This window comes from Herbaspirillum sp. YR522 (genome assembly GCF_000282575.1).
In the GTDB taxonomy this organism is placed as follows: Bacteria; Pseudomonadota; Gammaproteobacteria; order Burkholderiales; family Burkholderiaceae_D; genus Herbaspirillum.
Genome location: NZ_AKJA01000113.1, coordinates 1 through 19,090 on the forward strand (window position 1 = coordinate 1; position 19,090 = coordinate 19,090).

General features: G+C 63.2%; 14 protein-coding genes, 1 tRNA gene and 3 pseudogenes. 8 read left to right on the plus strand and 10 right to left on the minus strand.

Annotated features, from left to right (window positions below):
- Both PMI40_RS15555 and PMI40_RS15560 read left to right on the plus strand, forming a co-directional pair.
- Positions 1 to 191 (plus strand): annotated as a pseudogene (locus tag PMI40_RS15555) (hypothetical protein); the annotation flags it as partial.
- Positions 192 to 200: 9 nt separating this feature from the next.
- On the plus strand, positions 201 to 908 hold the full coding sequence (locus tag PMI40_RS15560) for an OmpA family protein (RefSeq protein ID WP_008117181.1): 708 nt from the start codon (positions 201 to 203) through the stop codon (positions 906 to 908).
- A 406-nt stretch (positions 909 to 1,314) separates the two neighbouring features.
- Here the strand turns inward: PMI40_RS15560 and PMI40_RS15570 are convergent, their stop codons facing one another.
- Complete coding sequence (locus PMI40_RS15570; RefSeq protein WP_051001831.1) at positions 1,315 to 2,196, minus strand: CsgG/HfaB family protein; 882 nt, start codon at positions 2,194 to 2,196, stop codon at positions 1,315 to 1,317.
- Positions 2,197 to 2,687: 491 nt separating this feature from the next.
- Between PMI40_RS15570 and PMI40_RS15580 the strand changes: the two are divergent.
- From PMI40_RS15580 to PMI40_RS23345, 3 genes and pseudogenes are all read left to right on the plus strand, one after another.
- A pseudogene (locus tag PMI40_RS15580) lies at positions 2,688 to 3,785 on the plus strand (IS3 family transposase).
- Positions 3,786 to 3,856: 71 nt separating this feature from the next.
- Positions 3,857 to 4,969 (plus strand): annotated as a pseudogene (locus PMI40_RS23340) (IS3 family transposase).
- Positions 4,970 to 4,983: 14 nt separating this feature from the next.
- Positions 4,984 to 5,094: an integrase core domain-containing protein gene (locus tag PMI40_RS23345; RefSeq protein WP_255348142.1), complete on the plus strand. Its 111-nt coding sequence runs from the start codon at positions 4,984 to 4,986 to the stop codon at positions 5,092 to 5,094.
- Between the two features lie 126 nt (positions 5,095 to 5,220).
- On the opposite strand, the gene PMI40_RS15590 is transcribed toward PMI40_RS23345, so the two are convergent.
- Positions 5,221 to 5,296: transfer RNA gene (locus PMI40_RS15590), tRNA-Phe, on the minus strand.
- 96 nt (positions 5,297 to 5,392) lie between these two features.
- On the opposite strand from PMI40_RS15590, the gene PMI40_RS15595 reads away from it, so the two are divergent.
- Together PMI40_RS15595 and PMI40_RS15600 are read left to right on the plus strand one after the other, a co-directional pair.
- Positions 5,393 to 6,628, plus strand: coding sequence for a UbiH/UbiF family hydroxylase (locus PMI40_RS15595; RefSeq protein WP_040502150.1), 1,236 nt, complete (start codon positions 5,393 to 5,395; stop codon positions 6,626 to 6,628).
- Between the two features lie 107 nt (positions 6,629 to 6,735).
- Positions 6,736 to 7,470 carry a DsbC family protein gene (locus PMI40_RS15600; protein WP_008117193.1) on the plus strand — a complete coding sequence of 245 codons (735 nt, stop codon included), beginning with the start codon at positions 6,736 to 6,738 and terminating at the stop codon, positions 7,468 to 7,470.
- 123 nt (positions 7,471 to 7,593) lie between these two features.
- Here PMI40_RS15600 and pth read toward each other — a convergent pair whose 3' ends face one another.
- Positions 7,594 to 8,172, minus strand: coding sequence for an aminoacyl-tRNA hydrolase (gene pth, locus PMI40_RS15605; RefSeq protein WP_008117196.1), 579 nt, complete (start codon positions 8,170 to 8,172; stop codon positions 7,594 to 7,596).
- A 203-nt stretch (positions 8,173 to 8,375) separates the two neighbouring features.
- Between pth and PMI40_RS15610 the strand changes: the two genes are divergently transcribed.
- Entirely contained in the window at positions 8,376 to 10,727 is a 2,352-nt protein-coding gene (locus PMI40_RS15610) for a Tex family protein (RefSeq protein WP_008117198.1), read from the plus strand.
- Between the two features lie 130 nt (positions 10,728 to 10,857).
- Here PMI40_RS15610 and PMI40_RS15615 read toward each other — a convergent pair whose 3' ends face one another.
- The 7 genes from PMI40_RS15615 to PMI40_RS15645 all read right to left on the minus strand — a co-directional run bounded on the left by PMI40_RS15615 (position 10,858) and on the right by PMI40_RS15645 (position 18,950).
- On the minus strand, positions 10,858 to 11,562 hold the full coding sequence (locus PMI40_RS15615) for a DUF5610 domain-containing protein (RefSeq protein ID WP_008117200.1): 705 nt from the start codon (positions 11,560 to 11,562) through the stop codon (positions 10,858 to 10,860).
- Positions 11,563 to 12,044: 482 nt separating this feature from the next.
- Positions 12,045 to 13,196: a deoxyguanosinetriphosphate triphosphohydrolase gene (locus tag PMI40_RS15620; RefSeq protein ID WP_008117203.1), complete on the minus strand. Its 1,152-nt coding sequence runs from the start codon at positions 13,194 to 13,196 to the stop codon at positions 12,045 to 12,047.
- Between the two features lie 48 nt (positions 13,197 to 13,244).
- A complete protein-coding gene (gene aroKB, locus PMI40_RS15625; protein WP_008117205.1) occupies positions 13,245 to 14,951 on the minus strand; it encodes a bifunctional shikimate kinase/3-dehydroquinate synthase AroKB in 1,707 nt (568 codons plus the stop codon).
- Between the two features lie 171 nt (positions 14,952 to 15,122).
- The gene (gene pilQ, locus PMI40_RS15630) at positions 15,123 to 17,186 is read right to left on the minus strand and encodes a type IV pilus secretin PilQ (protein ID WP_008117208.1); all 2,064 of its coding nucleotides are present in this window, start codon (positions 17,184 to 17,186) and stop codon (positions 15,123 to 15,125) included.
- Positions 17,183 to 17,752 carry a pilus assembly protein PilP gene (locus tag PMI40_RS15635; RefSeq protein ID WP_008117209.1) on the minus strand — a complete coding sequence of 190 codons (570 nt, stop codon included), beginning with the start codon at positions 17,750 to 17,752 and terminating at the stop codon, positions 17,183 to 17,185. The genes pilQ and PMI40_RS15635 overlap by 4 nt, the downstream gene beginning before the upstream one ends.
- On the minus strand, positions 17,749 to 18,252 hold the full coding sequence (locus PMI40_RS15640) for a hypothetical protein (RefSeq protein ID WP_157221572.1): 504 nt from the start codon (positions 18,250 to 18,252) through the stop codon (positions 17,749 to 17,751). The genes PMI40_RS15635 and PMI40_RS15640 overlap by 4 nt, the downstream gene beginning before the upstream one ends.
- A gap of 32 nt (positions 18,253 to 18,284) precedes the next feature.
- Entirely contained in the window at positions 18,285 to 18,950 is a 666-nt protein-coding gene (locus PMI40_RS15645) for a PilN domain-containing protein (protein WP_008117215.1), read from the minus strand.
- Positions 18,951 to 19,090: the final 140 nt, after the last annotated feature.

Below are 19,090 nucleotides of genomic sequence, written 5' to 3' on the forward strand. Positions count from 1 at the left end.
AGGCTGCCCCCCGCCTGCGGCAGATCGCCCCCATCGTCCAATCGGTCGAGGACCTGTTGGCGGCGCAACGCGCCGAAGCCCAGCGCGCCCACGTGCGTCACGCCGAATTGCTGGAGGCCTTGCAGCGCCTGGCGCCGCAGGCCACTGGCGCGGCACGCGCAACGTCGCGTACCGACATCGCCCCAGGCTGAGGGCGCGCGATGAAGGGAAAGCCTAACGAATGGATGGTGCTGGCCGACCTGATGTCGGGTGTGGTCGCCGTGCTCATCGTGCTGCTGGCGGTAGCGCTGGTGCAACGCCAGGCCAGCGGCAAGTTGCCGCAAGCCGAGGCCAAGGCCGCACCGGCCGAGGTCGCCACGAGGCCGGAGCAGACGGTGCAGCGCGCACAGGCGCAGCAGCAACAGCAGCAACAGCAGCAACGGGTAACGGCAGTGCTGGACCAGGTGGAATCAGCCTTTGCGCAGCAGGGCGCATCAAGCTATGTAGCCATCGATGCCGAGACCGGCAAGGTCACCTTGAAGGAGCGTGCCTTTCGCAGCGGCAGCGCCTGCATCGAACCCGAGGCCAAGGCCGCGTTTGCCAGGGTCGAAACCCAGATTGCCGATTATCTGCTGCAGAACAGGAATGGCAGGATCTATGTCGAGGGTCACACCGACGACAAGCCGGTGAAATCGCCGGTGACCGATTACCGTACCTTCTGCACGGTCTACGACGACAACTTCACCTTGTCGGCCGCCCGCGCGAGGGAGGCCCGGCTGCTGCTGATCGGCCGTGCCGGCAGCGAAGCGGCCCGACGCGTGATCGTGGCCGGCTATGGCGATTCGCAACCGCTGCCCGGCGTTGAACCAAGGGATGAGCGGAACCGGCGGGTGGAGTTGCGGTTCGTTAATGGTGGGGATGGGCGGTGATTGGCTGAAGGCGATAACAGCGTTGAGCAGGAAGCTCTGCGGCACCGAAACGGGAAACGCCAATCCGCCGCCCGGCGTTTATTACAGCGACTTGGCCAGATCGAACGGCATGCATGGGCCATGCAAGACGACCTTCTCTTTTATTGCCGTGGAGTCGGTGTTGATCCTCTCAACGCCGACCAGCGCTGAGTTTACGCAAAAGGCGGCGCCACTCGAAAGTGGCTGCCTCTTCTGAAGAACATGTCTCGGTGGCACTGGACGGACCCGAGTCACCGACCAATGGCTAGCGCTTGGATTTCTTGCGCCGTAGAAGGCGTAATGCGCGGTCCCTGGGGCGCCGTCAACGTATCAATCAGTCCAATGACCCAGCTGATGGACCGCCAATGACGCCATAGGGACCGAAATACTATTTTTTCTTTTTCCTTGTGGTCTTCTTGGTTGCAGGAGCTGGCGCATCGTTGTCATCCTGCACGGAAAGATTGCCACCCGTTCCTAACCCGCCGGCAACTGTCTGCTGTTTGTAGTTCCGGATCGCGCGCACAACGTTGTTGTACGAGTCAGTAAATGCCGCAACGATCACCTTGCCTTCGGCAGTGTTGGAATAGCCACCCAGCGATCCACCGGACGAGTTGCCGATGAGCCGGCCCAGTGCGCCGAAGTCCATGCTTGTTGCGCTGCCCTCTGCTGCCGCCAATTGGACGCCGGAGCGGTTGTCGACGACAGTCAGTAAAGTGCTTGCCTCTTTTGAGTTCATGCTGCCGGCAAGGGCACCTATCGCCGAGCCGAACCCACCAGGTATAAAGCCCGCGACGCTCGCTCCCGCGCCACCTGCATTGTTATTGGTAAATGTGATCGACGGGCTAAGACCGTAGTCAGCGGCCACCATCTTGCCCTTGCCGAAGTTCGAGCGATTGCGCAGTTCGCCGGACTCTTGCAAAGAACGCTCACCCATCATCGTCGTCATGCCGCGACCTCGCTCGACGACGACAAAGCAGTTGGACTGTTGAACCAGCAGTTTCAGCACTGGAACGGTCGATCCCAATTTATATTGCCCTGTCAGGATTCCATACCAAGGTGCCGAAGTATCCTCGATGATCGCCATCGTGCCGAGTGGCGCATCGCATTTTTCTAACTGCGAATTCGCCTTCTCGGCGTTTGCACCGCCTGCAGAGCCGGTAGCCGCCGTTTTCGCACTATTGCTACCCATATCCATCGTCGAACAACCCGACATGGCTAGCCCGGCCAATAACGCCGCGGTGATTTTAAGATTTCGAGCTGAAGTAGCCATTAAATTACTAACCTCCCAGATAAGATCAATCCCATTAGCAACGGAACAGTGACGCAAGAAACAGGAGGTTTGCCGGTTTTAGTTGCTTTTATGAAACCTCCTCAGGTTGAGGATGAGATTCTATCAGATTCCCATATGGCAATAGTATTTACACGTTGTTTCACTTGCTAGCTTTTTCTTAACCTGGTCGTCGGGATATGTTTTTCTTCGGCTTTTGTTTAGATGAAGGCGCGTTGCCCGGACCATATCATCAAGCTGGCAACAATCCCGCTCGTGCGGCTTGAGCATCTTCAACGAACGTCCATCAGCCATCTGGTCGTGTACGAAGTCATAGCTCCACACGGAATTGGGCTTTGTAACGCCCGGGGGGCGCACGTTACCGCCACAACCGCGCCGACGAGTTCGTTTGCGGGGGATGCTTAGTGACCTGAGACGTTTCTTGTAGCCACTTTTGAAGTGAGTTCTTTTATGCTATTGCCAAGGAGAACTCAATGAAGAAGCGATTTGCGGACGAACAGATCATCGGCATCCTGCGGGAAGCAGAGAGCCGAGAGGTGGCGACGGTGGAGCTATGCCGGCGACACAACATCACCGAACAGACCTTCTACCGCTGGAGAAACAAGTTCGGCGGAATGGAAGTTGCCGATGCTCGGCGGCTCAAGGACTTGGAGTCGGAGAACGGCCGGCTCAAACGCATGGTTGCCGAACAATTGCTGGTCATTGATGGACTCAAGGAAATCAGCCAAAAAAATAACAACCCCAACGGGCCGGCGCAAAGCGCTGGAAGTCCTGACCCGAAGGGGGCTGTCGCAGCGAAAGGCATGTCGTTACTTGGGATTGAGTCGACGGGTGGCGACCTACAAGCCACTGCAGCCGGAAAAAGATCGCGATCTGGCCGCAAAATTGATTGCGGCTTCACAGGAAGTACCGCGCTTCGGATATCGCCGGATGTCAGCCTGGCTGACGCTTGGGGAGGCGCGTGTTCGACGGCTATGGAGCGCGCTGAAGCTAAGCATACCCCGCAAACGACCTCGTCGGCGCCGTTGTGGCGATGACGTGCGACTGCCGGGCGCTACAAAGCCCAATTCCGTGTGGAGCTACGACTTCGTACACGACCAGATGGTTGATGGCCGTTCGTTGAAGATGCTGTGCGTGATCGATGAATACACGCGGGAGTACTTGGCCATTGAGGTTGGCGCCAGCTTGCGTTCGCAAGATGTGATCTTGACGCTCTCCAGATTAATGCGTCTGCATGGGCAGCCAGCGTACGTACGATCAGATATGGGGCCGAGTTCACAGCAGCCAAAGTGATGCGTTGGCTGAGGGATGCCTCGGTCGGGCCAGCCTTTATTGCGCCGGGCAGTCCTTGGCAGAACGGATTCGTTGAGAGCTTTAACGGTAAGCTGCGCGACGAATTGCTCAACCGAGAATGGTTTCGCAGCCGTGCTGAGGCCAAAGTCTTGATTGAAAAATGGCGTCAGTTCTACAACGAACGCAGGCCACACAGTGCACATCAGTACCAACCTCCAGCCACGGTACGTCGAGCATGGCTGGATTCCGATATGATCGACAACAGACTCACTGCTTAACTGGCTACAAATTAGCGCCGCAGGTCACAGTCAAAACTTGAGAGAATGGCTTCCTGACAAGAGAGGAAGTCATGAAGAAGAGCCGATTCACCGAAGAACAGATGGTTACGATCCCTCGCGAGGCAGACAAGGCGCCGGTAGCCGAGGTTGCTAAGAAGCATGGCGTGAGCGAGCAGACTCTGTACAACTAGCGCCAGCACTTTGACGCACTTGAAGCGTTAGACGTAAAGCGCCTCAAGCAGCTAGAACAAGAGAACGGGCGGCTCAAGAGGCTGCTGGCCGAGCGTGATATCGAGCTCGATGTCATGAAGGAACTCAACGCAAAAAAATGGTGAGCGCGCTCGCGCGGCGCGAGCAAGTCGCCTTCGCAACTGCAAGGGGCTTGTCTGAGCGACGTGCTTGCGCGCTGCTGTCGGTGGCAAGGTCGGCACTTCATTACAAGCCGAAGCTTGCAGCACGCGATGCGCCGGTACTTGCGGCAATGAGTATCCTGTCGGCGCAATATCCTCGCTATGGCTACCGCCGCATCCAAATCTTTCTGGAGCGCCAAGGCCATTGCATGAGCACTGACAGGGCTTGGCGACTCTGGAAGCTTGGCGGATTGCAGGTTCCTCGTAAGCGGCCACGTCGAAGGGTTTCAGTGCATAGGCCGTGCCCGGTTCCCGCCGCGAACGCCCAACATGTCTGGGCCTATGATTTCGTATTCGATGCCTGCGTCAACGGTCAGCAACTGAAATGTCTGACTGTCGTCGACGAATTCACCCGCGAATGCCTGGCGATTGATGTTGCTGGATCTATCCGTTCGGGCCGTGTGATTGAAGTGCTATCGCAGTTGATCAGTGAGCACGGCGCACCCCGGTACTTGTGGTCAGATAATGGCCCGGAATTCGTCTCTAGGGCGTTGCTGAAATGGGCGTCACAAAATGGCATGGAGATGGCGCTGAGCGATCTGGGAAAGCCTTGGCAAAAACGGCGCAGATGAAAGCTTCAATGGAAAATTCCGCGACGAATGTCTAAGCCTGGAGTGGTTTCGCAATCGTGTCGAAGCCAAGGTCGTGATCGACCAATGGCCTCGGCACTAAAATGACATCAGGCCGCATTCTAGTTTGTCGTATCTGACGCCCAATGAGTTCGAGCAGCAATATTGTTCAGCCGTAGCAAGTGAGGCCGTTTTTCAAGATTAAAGTGGTCCGAATAAATCAGGCAGGTCAGAGTCGTTGGTGACTGGATTGGCTTTTATAACAACCAGCGGCCGCATCAGGCGCTTAGTATGAAGACCCCGGCTGAAGCATCTGCATTGGCCGCATAAAGTGAGCAGGTTGGGTTTGCATGATAGTAGTGCAAAAACCGGCAATAGACCGGAGCTAAGGATTTTCTGTCCCGGAAATGCAAAACGCCAACCGGTGAGGGCTGGCGTTTTTGCTTGGAATAATCTTGGTGGCCCGGGGCGGAATCGAACCACCGACACAAGGATTTTCAATCCTCTGCTCTACCGACTGAGCTACCAGGCCAAGACGGAGAAGTATAGCGACTTTTCTGATTTATGCAAGGGCTTTCTTAACTTTAATCAAAAAAAGCTTTGGCCTGCGTTGTTTATAATGCGTTGCATGACCTCCAACGCCCAATACCTTCGTTCCTCGCCGACCTCGGTCGGTCCCGATATCTGCATCGTCGGCAATGGCGCGGTCGGCAAGACCGCCGCGCTCGGGCTGGCACAGGCGGGCTTTCGGGTGACGCTGCTGGCGCCGCCCGCCAAGGCTGCGGCCAGCGACGATGCCAGTTGGGATGTGCGCGTCTATGCACTCAACCACACTGCCCGCAACCTGCTGTCGTCGGTACGGGTGTGGGAGGCCATGGATGCGGCGCGCGTGGCGCCTGTGGATAACATGACGGTGCGTGGCGACGGCATCGATGCCGAGGGGGCGCGCGCCGGCTTGCTGTCCTTCGACGCCTATGGCGCCCGTACCGATGCGCTGGCCTGGATCGTCGAGGACCGCAACCTCGATACCGCGCTCGATGCCGCCCTGCGCTTTGCCCCCAATGTGTCGGTGGTGCACGGCCGCGCCACCGGCTTGTCGGTGGCGCCCGACCGCGCCACGCTGAGCCTCGACTCCGGCCAGCGGATCAGCGCGTCGCTGGTGGTGGGCGCCGATGGAGCCCATTCGTGGGTGCGCGGGCAATGCGATATCGGCCTGGATTACCGCGCCTATCGCCAGCGCGCCATCGTCACCAACTTCAGTTGCGAAAAACCGCACCAGGGCGTGGCCCACCAGTGGTTCAGCCCTACCGATGGCGTCATCGCGCTGCTGCCGTTGCCGGGCGAGCGCGTGTCGCTGGTGTGGTCGGCGCCCGACGCACTGGCCGACCAGTTGCTGGGCCTGCCGCCAGCGCAACTGGCCGAACGCCTGGCGACCTGGGCCGCTCCGGTGCTGGGCGCCTTGACGCCGCTGCAGCCGGAGGTGGTGCGCGCCTTCCCGCTGGCCTTGATCCGCCCGCATTCCATGGTCGCGCCACGCGTGGCCTTGATCGGCGATGCCGCGCACGTGGTCCACCCCATGGCCGGGCACGGCATGAACCTGGGCTTTGCCGATGTGGCGACCCTGATACAGACCTTGCTGGCACGCGAGCCGCAACTCGATTGCGGTGATGCACGGGTGCTGCGCCGCTATGCGCGCGCCCGCAAGGAAGAAGTGCTCTTGATGCAGATCGCCACCGACGGGCTTAATCGAATTTTTTCGACGCAAGCAGAGCCGCTGCGGTTGCTACGCAACGTCGGCATGAGCATCGTCAACCAGATTCCTTTCCTTAAACGCGGCCTGATTGCACACGCGCTGGGCAAGTGAGCGCCGATTGCGGTAAGGTATGCGGCCGTCGCGATCGCGGCCGGCGCATTTCCAACACCATGAATGCCGCGGGATTGCCTGCGCATTTGATTAGAATCAGGAGCAACATGAACAAGTTTTTCAGTGCCGTGCTGTTGCTGGCGGCCAGCGTGGTGGGCGTGTCAGCCCATGCCCAGGCAGCTGCCGGGGAGTCGACCGAAGCCACCATCAAGAAGTTGATCGAGCCGCGCCTGGGCGATGGTGCCAAGGTCGATGCGGTCACCAAGACCCCTTATTCGGGGCTGTACGAGATCCAGATCGATGGCGACGTGATCTATACCGACGCCAAGGCGCAATACCTGTTCATCGGGCGTGTGGTCGACGCCCAGACCTATCGCGACTTTACCAAGGAGAAGATCGAGGCCATCAACAAGGTGCCGTTCGCGGGCCTGCCGCTGGACAAGGCGATCAAGGTGGTCAAGGGTAACGGCAAGCGTACCATCGCCATCTTCGAAGACCCCAATTGCATCTACTGCAAACGCCTGCACCAGAGCTTGCAGGAGGTCGACAACATCACGATCTACACCTTCCAGTACAACATCCTGTCGCCGGATTCCATCGTCAAGTCGCGCAACATCTGGTGTGCGTCCAATCCGGGCAAGGCCTGGACCGACTGGATGGTCAACGGCAAGGAAGCACCGGCGGCCGCCGCCAGTTGCACCGCGCCGCACGAAGACGTGCTGGCGCTGGGCAAGAAGATGAAGGTCACCGGCACGCCGACCATCATCTTCACCGACGGCTCGCGGGTACCGGGCGCGATCGACGCCAAGGGGCTGGAGCAGAAACTGTCGTCGCTGAAGTAAGCGGCCCGCAAAAAAGGGGCGTTCCACATGGCGGACGCCCCTTTTCATTTGCCGGCCCCGGCGCCCACCTGATTACGTAATCATCCGACCATTCGATCGTCCGATCGGGCACCAGCGCAGTGTCTACTTGCCGGTATGCAGCTCCATCATGGCGACTTCGAATTTCCCCTGGCATAGCAGTGGGATCACGTTCAGGCTCTTGTCGAGCGCTTCGTTGATCAGGACCTGTTCTTCCTTGCGCGGTCGGTGCAGCACGAAGTCGGCCACCGGCTGCTGCAGGCCCAGGGTGCGCGGGTGACCGATACCCAGTCGCAGGCGCCAGTAATCCTGGGTGCCGAGCGCGGCGGTGATGTCCTTGAGGCCGTTGTGGCCGCCCGAGGATCCGCCTTTCTTGAGCCGGGCCACGCCGGGGGCGAGGTCGAGCTCGTCGTGCACCACCAGTACTTCTTCGGGGGCGATCTTGTAGAAGCGGGCCAGCGCGCCCACCGATTGCCCGGAGCGGTTCATGAAGGTCTGCGGTTCGAGCAGCCAGACCTCGGCGCCGGCAATGCTGGTCTTGCCGGCGAAGGCATTGAAGCGCGCCTCGCGCGCCAGGCGCACCGGACCGGCCAGGTTGTCGACCAGCCAGAAGCCGGCGTTATGGCGGGTTTGTTCGTATTCGGGGCCGGGGTTGCCGAGACCGACGATGAGACGGATGGACATATTGCAAAATATAGACAGAAATTCAACGACGCACAGCCCGGGGCCGGGCAGGCAAACGGCGATTATCCCGAGTTTGCCGGCCCGCGTCCAATCGGGCCGGCCGCGCCATCGGCCACGCATCATGCATTTAACCGCCGCCAGGATTGGCGCAAGCGGTTGAATTGCGTATCATCCAACGCTTGTTTTCAACACTGGGTTTCACAATGCTGCCTTCTATCGAACAACGACTCGCCCTTGAACTCGTCGCCAAGCCGGTGCAGGTCGCTGCCGCCATCGCCCTGCTGGACGAAGGTGCGACCGTCCCTTTCATCGCCCGCTATCGCAAGGAAGTCACCGGCGGCCTGGATGATATCCAATTGCGCCTGCTCGAGGAGCGCCTGCGCTACCTGCGTGAGCTCGAGGCACGTCGCACCGCGATCATCGCCTCGATCGAGGAGCAGGGCAAGATGACACCGGTGCTGCTCGACGCGATCGTGCATGCCGAAGACAAGACCCGCCTGGAAGACCTGTACCTGCCCTACAAGCCCAAGCGTCGCACCAAGGCGCAGATCGCCGCCGAAGCCGGCCTGACCGAGCTGGCCGACGCGCTGCTGGGCGACCCGACACTGAATCCCGAGGAAGAAGCCGCCAAGTATCTCAAGCCGGCCTTTACCACCGACAACGGCGACAACCCGGGTGTCGCCGACGCCAAGGCGGCGCTCGACGGCGCGCGCCAGATCCTGATGGAACGTTTCTCCGAAGACGCGGAGCTGCTGCAAAGCCTGCGCGACTACTTGAGCGAGCACGGCGTGGTCGAATCGAAGGTGGTCGAGGGCAAGCAGGACGCAGGCGAGAAGTTTGCCGATTACTTCGATTACTCCGAAACGCTGGGCACCATCCCCTCGCACCGCGCGCTGGCATTGTTCCGCGGTCGCCGCGAAGAGATCCTGACGGTAACGTTACGGCTGGATACCGAGGAAGAAAAACCGAAATGGGATGCGCCGCACAATCCATGCGAAGGCCGTATCGCGGCACGCTTCGGTGTGTCCAACAAGGGTCGCGCGGCCGACAAGTGGCTATCCGACACCGTGCGCTGGGCGTGGCGGGTGAAGGTGTTCATGCACCTCGACACCGAGCTGATGACCAAGCTGCGCGAGGAAGCCGAGGCCGAGGCGATCAATGTCTTTGCCCGCAACCTGAAGGCGTTGTTGCTGGCCGCGCCGGCCGGCCCGCGCGCCACCATGGGGCTGGATCCGGGCCTGCGTACGGGCGTCAAGGTGGCGGTGGTCGATGCCACCGGCAAGGTGGTCGATATCGCCACCGTCTACCCGCACCAGCCGCGCAACGATTGGGATGGCACGCTGCATACGCTGTCGCAGCTGGCCGAGAAGCACAAGGTGTCGCTGATTTCGATCGGCAACGGCACCGCCTCGCGCGAGACCGACAAGCTGGCGCAAGACCTGATCAAGATGCGCCCCGAACTCAAGCTGACCAAGATCGTGGTGTCGGAGGCGGGTGCGTCGGTGTATTCGGCCTCCGAATTCGCGTCCAAGGAACTGCCCGACCTGGATGTGTCGATCCGTGGTGCGGTCTCGATCGCCCGTCGCCTGCAGGACCCGCTGGCCGAGCTGGTCAAGATCGATCCCAAGTCGATCGGCGTGGGCCAGTACCAGCATGACGTGAGCCAGTCGCAATTGGCGCGTTCGCTCGACGCCGTCGTCGAGGATTGCGTCAACGCCGTGGGCGTGGATGTCAACACCGCATCGGCGCCGCTGTTGGCGCGGGTGTCCGGTCTCAACAGCAGCGTGGCGCAGAGTATCGTGTCGTACCGCGACATGAAGGGCATGTTCAATTCGCGTGCCGCGCTGCGCGACGTGCCGCGCCTGGGTGACAAGACCTTCGAACAGGCGGCGGGCTTCTTGCGCGTGATGAACGGCGACAACCCGCTGGATGCCTCCGGCGTACACCCGGAATCGTATCCGCTGGTCGAGAAGATCCTGACCGACATCAAGAAGGATGTGAAGAGCGTGATCGGCCAGAGCGGCCTGTTGAAGAGCCTGTCGCCGGCCAAGTACGCCGATGACAAGTTCGGCGTGCCCACCGTGACCGACATCCTCAAGGAGCTCGACAAGCCCGGTCGCGATCCGCGTCCGGAATTCACCACCGCCACCTTCAAGGATGGCGTAGAGGAAATCAAGGACCTGCGTCCCGACATGATCCTCGAGGGCGTGGTCACCAACGTGGCTGCCTTCGGCGCCTTCGTCGACATCGGGGTACATCAGGATGGCCTGGTACACATCTCGGCCTTGTCCAACACCTTCGTCAAGGACCCGCACACGGTGGTCAAGGCGGGGCAGGTGGTCAAGGTCAAGGTGCTGGAAGTCGACGAGAAGCGCAAGCGCATCGCGCTGACCATGCGCCTGGCCGATGCGGCGCCGGCAGCCGGGACCCGCAACGAGCAGCGTGGCGATCGCAACGACGCCAAGCGGCTGTCGCAGCATCAGGGGCAGCGCACGCGCGAACAACCGGCCGGCAACAGCGCCATGGCCGCGGCCTTCGCCAAGTTGAAGGGCTGAGGCGTCGCACAAGGTCTGCCGGCACGATGAAAAGGGCGGTCACCGCAAGGTGATCGCCCTTTTTTCGAGAGCGGAAAAGCAACGGGCTGCCCGGTGTCGGGAAAGCAGCCCGTGGGGCTGGCGGCCGGGCTCAGGCGGTGGTACTGATACGCGTCTGCGAGACCGAGATCGAGATGTCGATCGAGGTCTGGGTGGCCGATACGCTGCTGCCGTCGGTGCCGGTATCGCTGCCGTCGCCCTGCGCCGGCAAGGTGCCGCCCTTGATCTTGGCCACGAAATCGGCCAGCGACTTCTGCACCAGTTCGTAGGTCTTGTCGATGTTGCTGGCGATGTCGCCGTTGAGCACCTTGAGCCCGTCGAGAATGCCTCGCGCTTCCTTGAAGCCCTGGTCGACGCCCTTGAGCACCAGGCTCATGTAGTCATCGACATTGGTGCTGTCGTCCTGGTCGACATTGTTCTGCTTGAACAGTCCGAACATGTTGGTGATGAAATCGACGATACGCCCGGCTGTCGCCTCGGGCGAGTTGTCCTGGGACGAAGCCGCCTCGATGGCGTTGTCGCCCAGTTCGGGGCGCAGCACATCGTTGAGGTTTTCGATGGCGCTCTTGTAGACCAGCGCCAGCGGATCGTTCTGCGAGTTGATCGACACTTCCAGCGACGCCTGCAGGATCGACACGTTGAGCTGCGCCTTGGAGCCGGAAACGGTCAGCAGGTTGGACTTCTGGGCATCGGCCAGCTTGTCGGTAGAGGTGGAGGTGGCGGACACGCCCTGCGCGTCCGGGGTGGTGGGAAGCAACGACTTGCTGTCGATGCCGCTGGATGTCGTGATGACCATTATGTTCTCCTGTGCAAAGGGGAATCCGCGAGCAGGGGGCATGACGGATTCGGGGAACGGCAAGGGAAGGGAAGCCGCCGGTCCATCCTTCCATTACGGCGGATGTCGCGATAACTGAATATTGACAGAAATTTACATCCGTCGGTTTCACGCCCTTGCACCCGACGGGTGCGGGCAGACGCCGCGGCTCATCAGGCCGCGGGCCTTGCCGGGCAAGGCTTGGCACGCGACCGCCCGATCACCGCCGGGAGCGGCGGCCCCGAATTATTTTTCCAGAAAAGATGTAACGGGATGTGGCAACGGTTGCCCTGCCGCAAATCTGTTTGCAGCAGGGAAATGAAACGGCCCAGCGATGAGATTGCGGCGAGGCGGCGCGTATCATCTCGCCGCGCCGGGCCGCGCCTTGCCGTGTCGCATTCGACGCCGGCGCCTCCGCTGGGTGGTGAGGCAGCCCGCGGGCGTGCTGGGCAGCTGGGTTTGTACTATTCCATGACGAACAGGCGGCGATGCTCGCGGATCGCGTAGCGGTCGGTCATGCCGGCGATATAGTCCGCTACCTGGCGCGCCTGCTTGTGCCGGCGTTGGGCTTCGTCGGCGCCATCCTTGACCTGGTAGTCGGGCGGCAGCAGGTTGGGCTGGGCGATGAAGGCGTCGAACATCTCGGCGATGATGCGCCGCGCCTTGGCCGTCATGCGGTTGACCTGGAAATGGCGGTACAGGTTTTCACGCAGGAATTTCTTGAGCACGGTGGCCTCGGCGGCCATGGCGTCGGAGTAGGCGATCAGCGGCGCGGCATTGCGCACGTCCTCGATGTCATGCAGCGCTGCGTCGGCAATGCGTGCCTGCGAGGTATGGATCAGGTCGACCACCAGCGCATTGATCATGCGGCGCACGGTCTCGTGGATCACGCGGCGCCCGCTGATGCCGGGGTAGGCCTGCTCGGCCTGGCGCAGGTGGCGCGCGAAGAAGTCGACCTCGCTCATCTGCGTCATGCTCAACAGGCCTGAACGCAGGCCGTCGTCGATGTCGTGGTTGTTGTAGGCGATCTCGTCGGCCAGGTTGGCCAGTTGCGCCTCCAGCGACGGTTGCCGGTTCTGCAGGAAGCGCTGGCCTATCTCGCCCAGCTGGCGCGCATTGTTGGCCGAGCAGTGCTTGAGGATGCCTTCCCGCGTCTCGAAACTCAGGTTGAGGCCATCGAAGGCGCCGTAATGCTGTTCGAGTTCGTCGACCACGCGCAGGCTTTGCAGATTGTGCTCGAAGCCGCCGAAGTCGCGCATGCGGTGATTCAGCTCGTCCTGGCCGGCGTGGCCGAAGGGCGTATGGCCCAGGTCGTGGGCCAGCGAGATGGCTTCAACCAGGTCTTCGTTGAGTTGCAGGTTGCGGGCGCACGAGCGGGCGATCTGCGCCACTTCGATGCTGTGCGTGAGGCGGGTGCGAAACAGGTCGCCCTCATGGTTGACGAACACCTGCGTCTTGTACTCCAGGCGGCGAAACGCGGTGGAGTGCACGATGCGGTCGCGGTCGCGCTGGAACTCGCTACGCGAACCGGGCGGCGCCTCGATGAATCGCCTTCCGCGCGAGCGGTCGGAGGATGCGGCGTAAGGGGCAAGGGGCAGCGGCGCTTCGAATGTCATGTCGTAACCTGTTTCATCTGTGGCGTGGCGTTGACCGCTGTGCCGGGGTCAGGTTCCGATACTGGCGGCCAGGGTCTGCAGCAGCAGTTCGTGCGGGGCAGTATCGATCACGGGGCTGCCGAGCGGGCGGATCATGATGAACTTGATCTGGCCGCCTTCGTTCTTCTTGTCCACTTCCATCAGTTCCAGCCAGCGCTGTATGCCCAGGTCGGGCGCTGTCACCGGCAGGCCGGCGGCGGCCACCACGGCGCGCACCCGGTCGCGCGCGGCAGCGTCGATGTAGCCCAGGCGCTGCGACAGGTCGGCTGCCATCACCATGCCGCAACCGACGGCTTCGCCGTGCAGCCAATGCCCGTAGCCCAGGCCGTTCTCGATGGCATGGCCGAAGGTGTGGCCGAAGTTGAGGATGGCGCGCAAGCCGCCTTCGCGTTCGTCCTGGCGGACCACGTCGGCCTTGATTTCGCAGGAGCGGCGGATGGCATGCGCCAGGGCGGCGTCATCCTTGGCGACCAGGGCGCCGATGTTGGCCTCGATCCAGTCGAAGAAGGGGGCGTCGATGATGGCGCCGTGCTTGATCACCTCGGCAATGCCGGCGGCCAATTCACGGGGGGGCAGCGTATGCAGCGTGGCGGTATCGGCCAGCACCGCCTGCGGCTGGTAGAAGGCGCCGATCATGTTCTTGCCCAGCGGGTGGTTGATGCCGGTCTTGCCACCGACCGAGGAATCCACCTGGGCCAGCAGGGTGGTCGGTACCTGCACGAATGGCACGCCGCGCATGTACGAGGCGGCGGCATACCCGGTCAGGTCGCCGATGACGCCCCCGCCCAGTGCGATGAGGGTGGTCTTGCGGTCGCATTTCTCGGCCAGCAGCACATCGAAGATGCGCATCAGGCTGCCCCAGTTCTTGTGTTCCTCGCCATCCGGCAGGACGATCTCGGTCACCACCTTGCCGGCGGCGCGCAAGGCGGCGACGGTGCGTTCGAGGTAGAGCGGCGCGACCTTGTCGTTGGTGACGACGGCCGCGCGCGTGCCCTTGACGAATTGCGGCAGCAGGGCGGCGTCGTCCAGCAGGCCGCGGCCGATGACGATGGGATAGCTGCGCTCGCCCAGTTCGACATTGATCGTGACGCGGGCGGCGGATGGCGTGGCGGTGGCTGGTTTCATGCTGGCGGTGGCGTGGGTGGGGGTGATGAAGGTGGACCCGGCGACGGTCGCGGCGCGGGCGCCGTCGTGCTGCTGGGGCAACGACAGTTCCAGGTGGCTGATGATGGTGTGGACCAGGAACTGCACGTTGGGGCGATTGGTCTCGACCACGAAGTCGGCCACTTCGCGGTACAGCGGCTCGCGCTGGCGCGAGAGTTCTTCGAGCTTGCGGCGCGGGTCGGCGGTTTGCAGCAGGGGGCGGTTCTTGTCGCGCCCGGTGCGTTGCAGGATCTGGTTGATGCTGGCGCGCAGGTAGATGACGGTGCCGCCCTTCTTCAGGTGGGCGCGGCTGTCGGGATGCAGTATGGCGCCGCCGCCGGTGGCCAGCACGATGTCGGGTTGTGCGCTCAATTCGCGGATGACCTCGGCTTCGCGGCGGCGAAAGCTTTCTTCGCCCTCGATCTCGAAGATGACCGGAATCGATGCGCCGGTGCGTGCTTCGATCTCGTGGTCGGAATCGATGAAACGCTTGTTCAGCTTTTTGGCCAGGGCCCGGCCGATGGTTGTCTTGCCGGATCCCATCAGCCCGACCAGAAAGATGCTTCCACTCATATCTAAAGAATTCTGCGCAGCAGACCAAGGTTCGTGTCTTGCCCTGGCGAAGGATGGCGCAGGCAGCGCAGGAAAGACAATGTTGCTATGCAGCAGCTTCGCGGGCGGAACAGCGATTTTACCGTCGTTGCCGCATGGCCGGTGAAAAAATGGCCGCCCGGCGCGGCCCAATCACCCCGGCGCGTCGCGTCCGACGATGCGCGGCGTCAGGAAGATCAGCATTTCGGTCTTGTCGCTGATGCGGGCATTGTTCCTGAACAGCCTGCCCAGCAGCGGGATCTCGCCCAGCAAGGGGACCCGGGTCTCGCGTTCGGTCTCGATGTTGGTGTAGATGCCGCCGATGACGACGGTGCCGCCGTCTTCTACCTGCACCTGCGTCTTGACGTGCTTGGTGTTGATCGCCAGGCCGTTGGGCGTGGCGGTACCGCGGCTGTCCTTGTTGAGGTCGACGCTGAGGATGACGTGGCCGTCCGGTGTGATCTGGGGCGTGACTTCCAGTTTCAGGTTGGCTTTCTTGAAGGCCGTCGAGGTGGAGCCGTTACCGGCCGACTGCTGGTAGGGGATCTCCTCGCCCTGCTCGATCAGTGCCGGTTGCTGGTCGGCGGTGACCAGCCGCGGACTGGACACGATCCGGCCGTGGCCGTCGGTTTCCAGGGCCGACAGTTCGATGTTGAGAAAGCGGCTTGCCGCGGCATTGAAGAGGGTGAACGCAAAGCTGCCGGGCGCGGCGCCCGCCAGTGCCAGCGCCGGCAGGTCCAGTGCCGGTAGTGGTGGGCCGGCCTCGGCCGGCTGGCCGGTGGCGGCGGCGACCGCATCTTGCCGGTTGCCCACGGCCAGGCGCTGCGTCTGGGCCGCCAGGCCAAGCTTGACGCCCAGGTTGCGCGAGAAGCTGTCGTCGGCCTCGACGATACGCGCTTCGATCACGACCTGGCGCGCGGCGACGTCGACCCGTGCCAGCAGCTTGCGGATATGGCCCAGCACGGCTTGGGTGTCGGTGACGAACAACTGGTTGGTGCGCTTGTCGACCAGCGCGCTGCCGCGCGGCGATAGCAGCGCGTTGCGGGTGCCGGGCTGTACGCCGCCCTGCTCGCCGATGCCGAAGGCGCGGCGGAAACTGTCGGCGCGCTGGTAGTTGAGCTGGAACACTTCGGCCTGCAGCGGTTCGAGCTGGGCGATGCCGGCCTTCTGTTCGAGTTCGAGCCGCTGGCGGGCGAGGATTTCCTGGCGCGAGGCGATCCAGGTGATGCCTGCCTCGCGCCGCATGGCCAAGCCGCGTGCCTGCAGGATCACCTCCAGCGCCTGGTCGGATGGCACATCCTTCAGATGCAGGCTCATGCGGCCGCCGACGCTGTCGCCGGCGACGATATTGCGCCCGGTGAAGTCGGCCAGCAGCTGCAGTGCGGCGCGTACCTCGATGTCGTCGAAGCTGAGCGACAGCGGCTGGCCCACGTAGTGCCTTTGCGGTTCCAGCTGCATGGCATGTCGTGGCTGCGGTGTGATCTCGATGTGCAGCCGGTCGGCGCTCTGGTAGGCGCCGTAGTGCCAGTTGCCAGCAACCTCGATGACCAGCCGCGTTCCCTGCCCGTGGCGCATGAGTCGATAGCCGGTCACCGTCGTGGAACGCTTGCTCAGGTCGACCGCGCGCGGCAGCAGTGCCGAGGGGCGGGTGTCGGCGATGTCGGCAATGATGCGCTGGCCCAGCCGGCGTACATCGACCCGGGTGTGCGGCGATGGCAGTCCCAGGCTCAGGCGGGCCCGCCCATGCGGACCGTTGTCGAAGCGCACGCTGTCGATCACCTTGATCACGTCCGATGTGTCGCTGGCCGGTGGCGGCGGGCGCAGCAGGATGCGCAGGCGGTTGTCGCGGTAGTCGAGGCTGTGGGTGACCGGCGCGGCCAGGTCGAGCTGCAGCCGGGTCCGCTTGTCGTCGGCCGCCAGCGAGCGGCGCAAGACCAGGCCGGTGCTGTCCTGCCAGCGGGCGATGTCACCGGCCAGCGTGGTGTGCGCGAAATCCAGCACCAGCCGGGGCGGGTTGAAGGTGGTGAAACTGTCGACCAGGGCGGCCACGGGCGGGCGCGAGAAATGCAGCTCGAGCGCCTGGCCCTGCTGGTCATGCAACGAGTCGATCCGCTCCAGCCGGTTGCTGGCGTCGACCGGCCTGGCCCATAGCGGCCACAGCAGGATGAAGGTGATCACGATGCGCTGCGTGCCTGATGCGATGCGACGAATGTTCATGCCGGTGCTCCCGGCAGCACCCTGTCGGCCACCGTGCCGCCGATGCCCAGGTCGAGGCGGATCTCGCGCCCGGCCAGCTCCAGCCGCACCGTGCGTTCGTCGATATACAGCACGCGCCCGGGCAGGTCTGCAAGCATGTCCCCCGGCGCCACCTGTACCATGCGGCCGCCTATCTGCAACAGGGCACGCGCGGCCCCCGCATGGCGCACGATGGCCAGGGCGCGCAGCGCCGGCGATGCGGCTGGCTGCAATGGCTGCGGCGGCTGCTGTAACTGCTGTAGCGTCTCCTGCCTGGCATGCGCCGCGTGGCTGGCCACTGCCGCCAGCCGCAGGCCAAACGGATCGGCCGCGCCCGGTACGGGCATCCAGCGCGGCGGCAGCGCCGGTATCGCCAGGGCCGGCAGCGGCGCAGGCCTTGCCTGGCTGCGCGCCTGGGCCAGCCAGGACTGCAGGTCCGGCGGCGCGGCGTCGTGGCAAGCGCCGAGCAGCGCGGTGCCCAGCAGGCAGGACAGGGTGGCAGCGATGCGATGCCGTGGTCGAGACGGAGTTGATGTCGGTGGCGTCATGGATGAGCGGGCTCCTGGTTGGTCGCGGCAGAAAGGGATGGGCGGCGTACGCTGGCTTTCATCAGCAAGGCCGGCGGTGATGCGGCGCGTTGCATGGAAATGTCCAGTGACTCGAACAGCAGGGCGTGGGGCGTTTGGCTCAATTCGGCGACCAACAGCAGCAGCGAATCGTAGTTGCCGGCGACGCTCAGTTCGGCGCCATCGGCCAGCGGGCGAATGCTCAGCAAGGCCAACCCGCATCGCTGCACCGTGGCCCCCAGCCGGGTTTGCAACGGCTCGTCGTCCACCTGGGCCGTACCGGCCGCCAGGCGTGCCGATAGCTGTTCGGAGCGCGCCTGCAGCACCGGCAGGGCGGCGCTACGGCGCAGGGCAGCATGCAATTGGGTCTTGGTCGCCTGCAATTGATTCTGGTGGGTGTTGCGTGCGCCGCTCGACGGCTGGACCTGCAATACCAGTCCGGCGCCGACGCAGCACAGGCAGGCCAGTATCAGCAGGGACATGCGCGGCAGCAGTGACCAATGGCCGGGATGGTTCATGTGCGCCTTGCACGCGGGGCCTGGACGGCGTCATGCCGGGAGGACTGTTGCTGCTGCTGCTGCTGCTGCTGCGCGGGCAGGCCCGCGTCGGTCACGTTGTCGCTGCCATCGAGCCTGAGGGTGAAGCGGTAGGGTAGGGGCGGGATGGCGAGTGGATCGTGCGGCGCGTCCTGGTGTGTCTCCTGGCGCATTTCCTGCAGCCTGACCTGTCCCAGCCCGCTCGCCTGCAGCGCTTCGACCAGGTCTTGCAGTTGCTGCTGGCCGCTGGCGGCACCCCGGATCTCGGCCTCGCCGGTGCGCACGGTGATCTGGTGCAGGCGGATATCGGTCGGCGAGACGGCGGCCAGCGCGTGCAGTGCCCGTGGTGCGAAGGCTCGTTGCGAGGCCTGGGTCAGTTGCAATTGGAGCTGCCCTTGCTGCGTGGCGATGCCGCTCTCCAGCGCCGCTACCTGCGCCAGGCGCGGCTGCAGTTGCGCCAGCTCGGCTTGCAGCGTGGCGGTGGCCGATTGCAGTCTGGCGCTGTCGTCGTCGATAGACCAGTCGAGCGCCAGCACCGCCGCCACCGCCAGTGCCGTGGCCAGCCCCAGCATGCAATAGAAACCGGTCTCGCGGTGTCGCTGGCGCTGCCGGGGTGAACGCGAGAAATCGTGCTCGGGATTCATGCCGTCGCCCCCGCCGCCAATGCCAGTGCCGCATGAAAAGCCGGCGTCGGGTGGTCGTGGCCGGCCCGGTCGATAAACGCCGGCGCCAGCGTTGCCACCTCGGTGGGCAGGTCGGCGTACCGGCCGATGGCGGCGGCCAG

Excerpts from the sequence above, each read along its gene's own strand:
- pth (WP_008117196.1), bottom strand. The coding sequence starts at position 8,172 with ATGTCCATCCGTCTCATCGTCGGTCTCGGCAACCCCGGCCCCGAATAC.
- PMI40_RS15635 (WP_008117209.1), bottom strand. The coding sequence starts at position 17,752 with ATGACGCCACCGACATCAACTCCGTCTCGACCACGGCATCGCATCGCT.
- PMI40_RS15600 (WP_008117193.1), top strand. The coding sequence starts at position 6,736 with ATGAACAAGTTTTTCAGTGCCGTGCTGTTGCTGGCGGCCAGCGTGGTG.
- PMI40_RS15595 (WP_040502150.1), top strand. The coding sequence starts at position 5,393 with ATGACCTCCAACGCCCAATACCTTCGTTCCTCGCCGACCTCGGTCGGT.
- PMI40_RS15620 (WP_008117203.1), bottom strand. The coding sequence starts at position 13,196 with ATGACATTCGAAGCGCCGCTGCCCCTTGCCCCTTACGCCGCATCCTCC.
- PMI40_RS15640 (WP_157221572.1), bottom strand. The coding sequence starts at position 18,252 with ATGTCCCTGCTGATACTGGCCTGCCTGTGCTGCGTCGGCGCCGGACTG.
- aroKB (WP_008117205.1), bottom strand. The coding sequence starts at position 14,951 with ATGAGTGGAAGCATCTTTCTGGTCGGGCTGATGGGATCCGGCAAGACA.
- PMI40_RS15560 (WP_008117181.1), top strand. The coding sequence starts at position 201 with ATGAAGGGAAAGCCTAACGAATGGATGGTGCTGGCCGACCTGATGTCG.
- PMI40_RS15610 (WP_008117198.1), top strand. The coding sequence starts at position 8,376 with ATGCTGCCTTCTATCGAACAACGACTCGCCCTTGAACTCGTCGCCAAG.
- PMI40_RS15645 (WP_008117215.1), bottom strand. The coding sequence starts at position 18,950 with ATGAATCCCGAGCACGATTTCTCGCGTTCACCCCGGCAGCGCCAGCGA.
- pilQ (WP_008117208.1), bottom strand. The coding sequence starts at position 17,186 with ATGAACATTCGTCGCATCGCATCAGGCACGCAGCGCATCGTGATCACC.
- PMI40_RS15570 (WP_051001831.1), bottom strand. The coding sequence starts at position 2,196 with ATGGCTACTTCAGCTCGAAATCTTAAAATCACCGCGGCGTTATTGGCC.
- PMI40_RS15615 (WP_008117200.1), bottom strand. The coding sequence starts at position 11,562 with ATGGTCATCACGACATCCAGCGGCATCGACAGCAAGTCGTTGCTTCCC.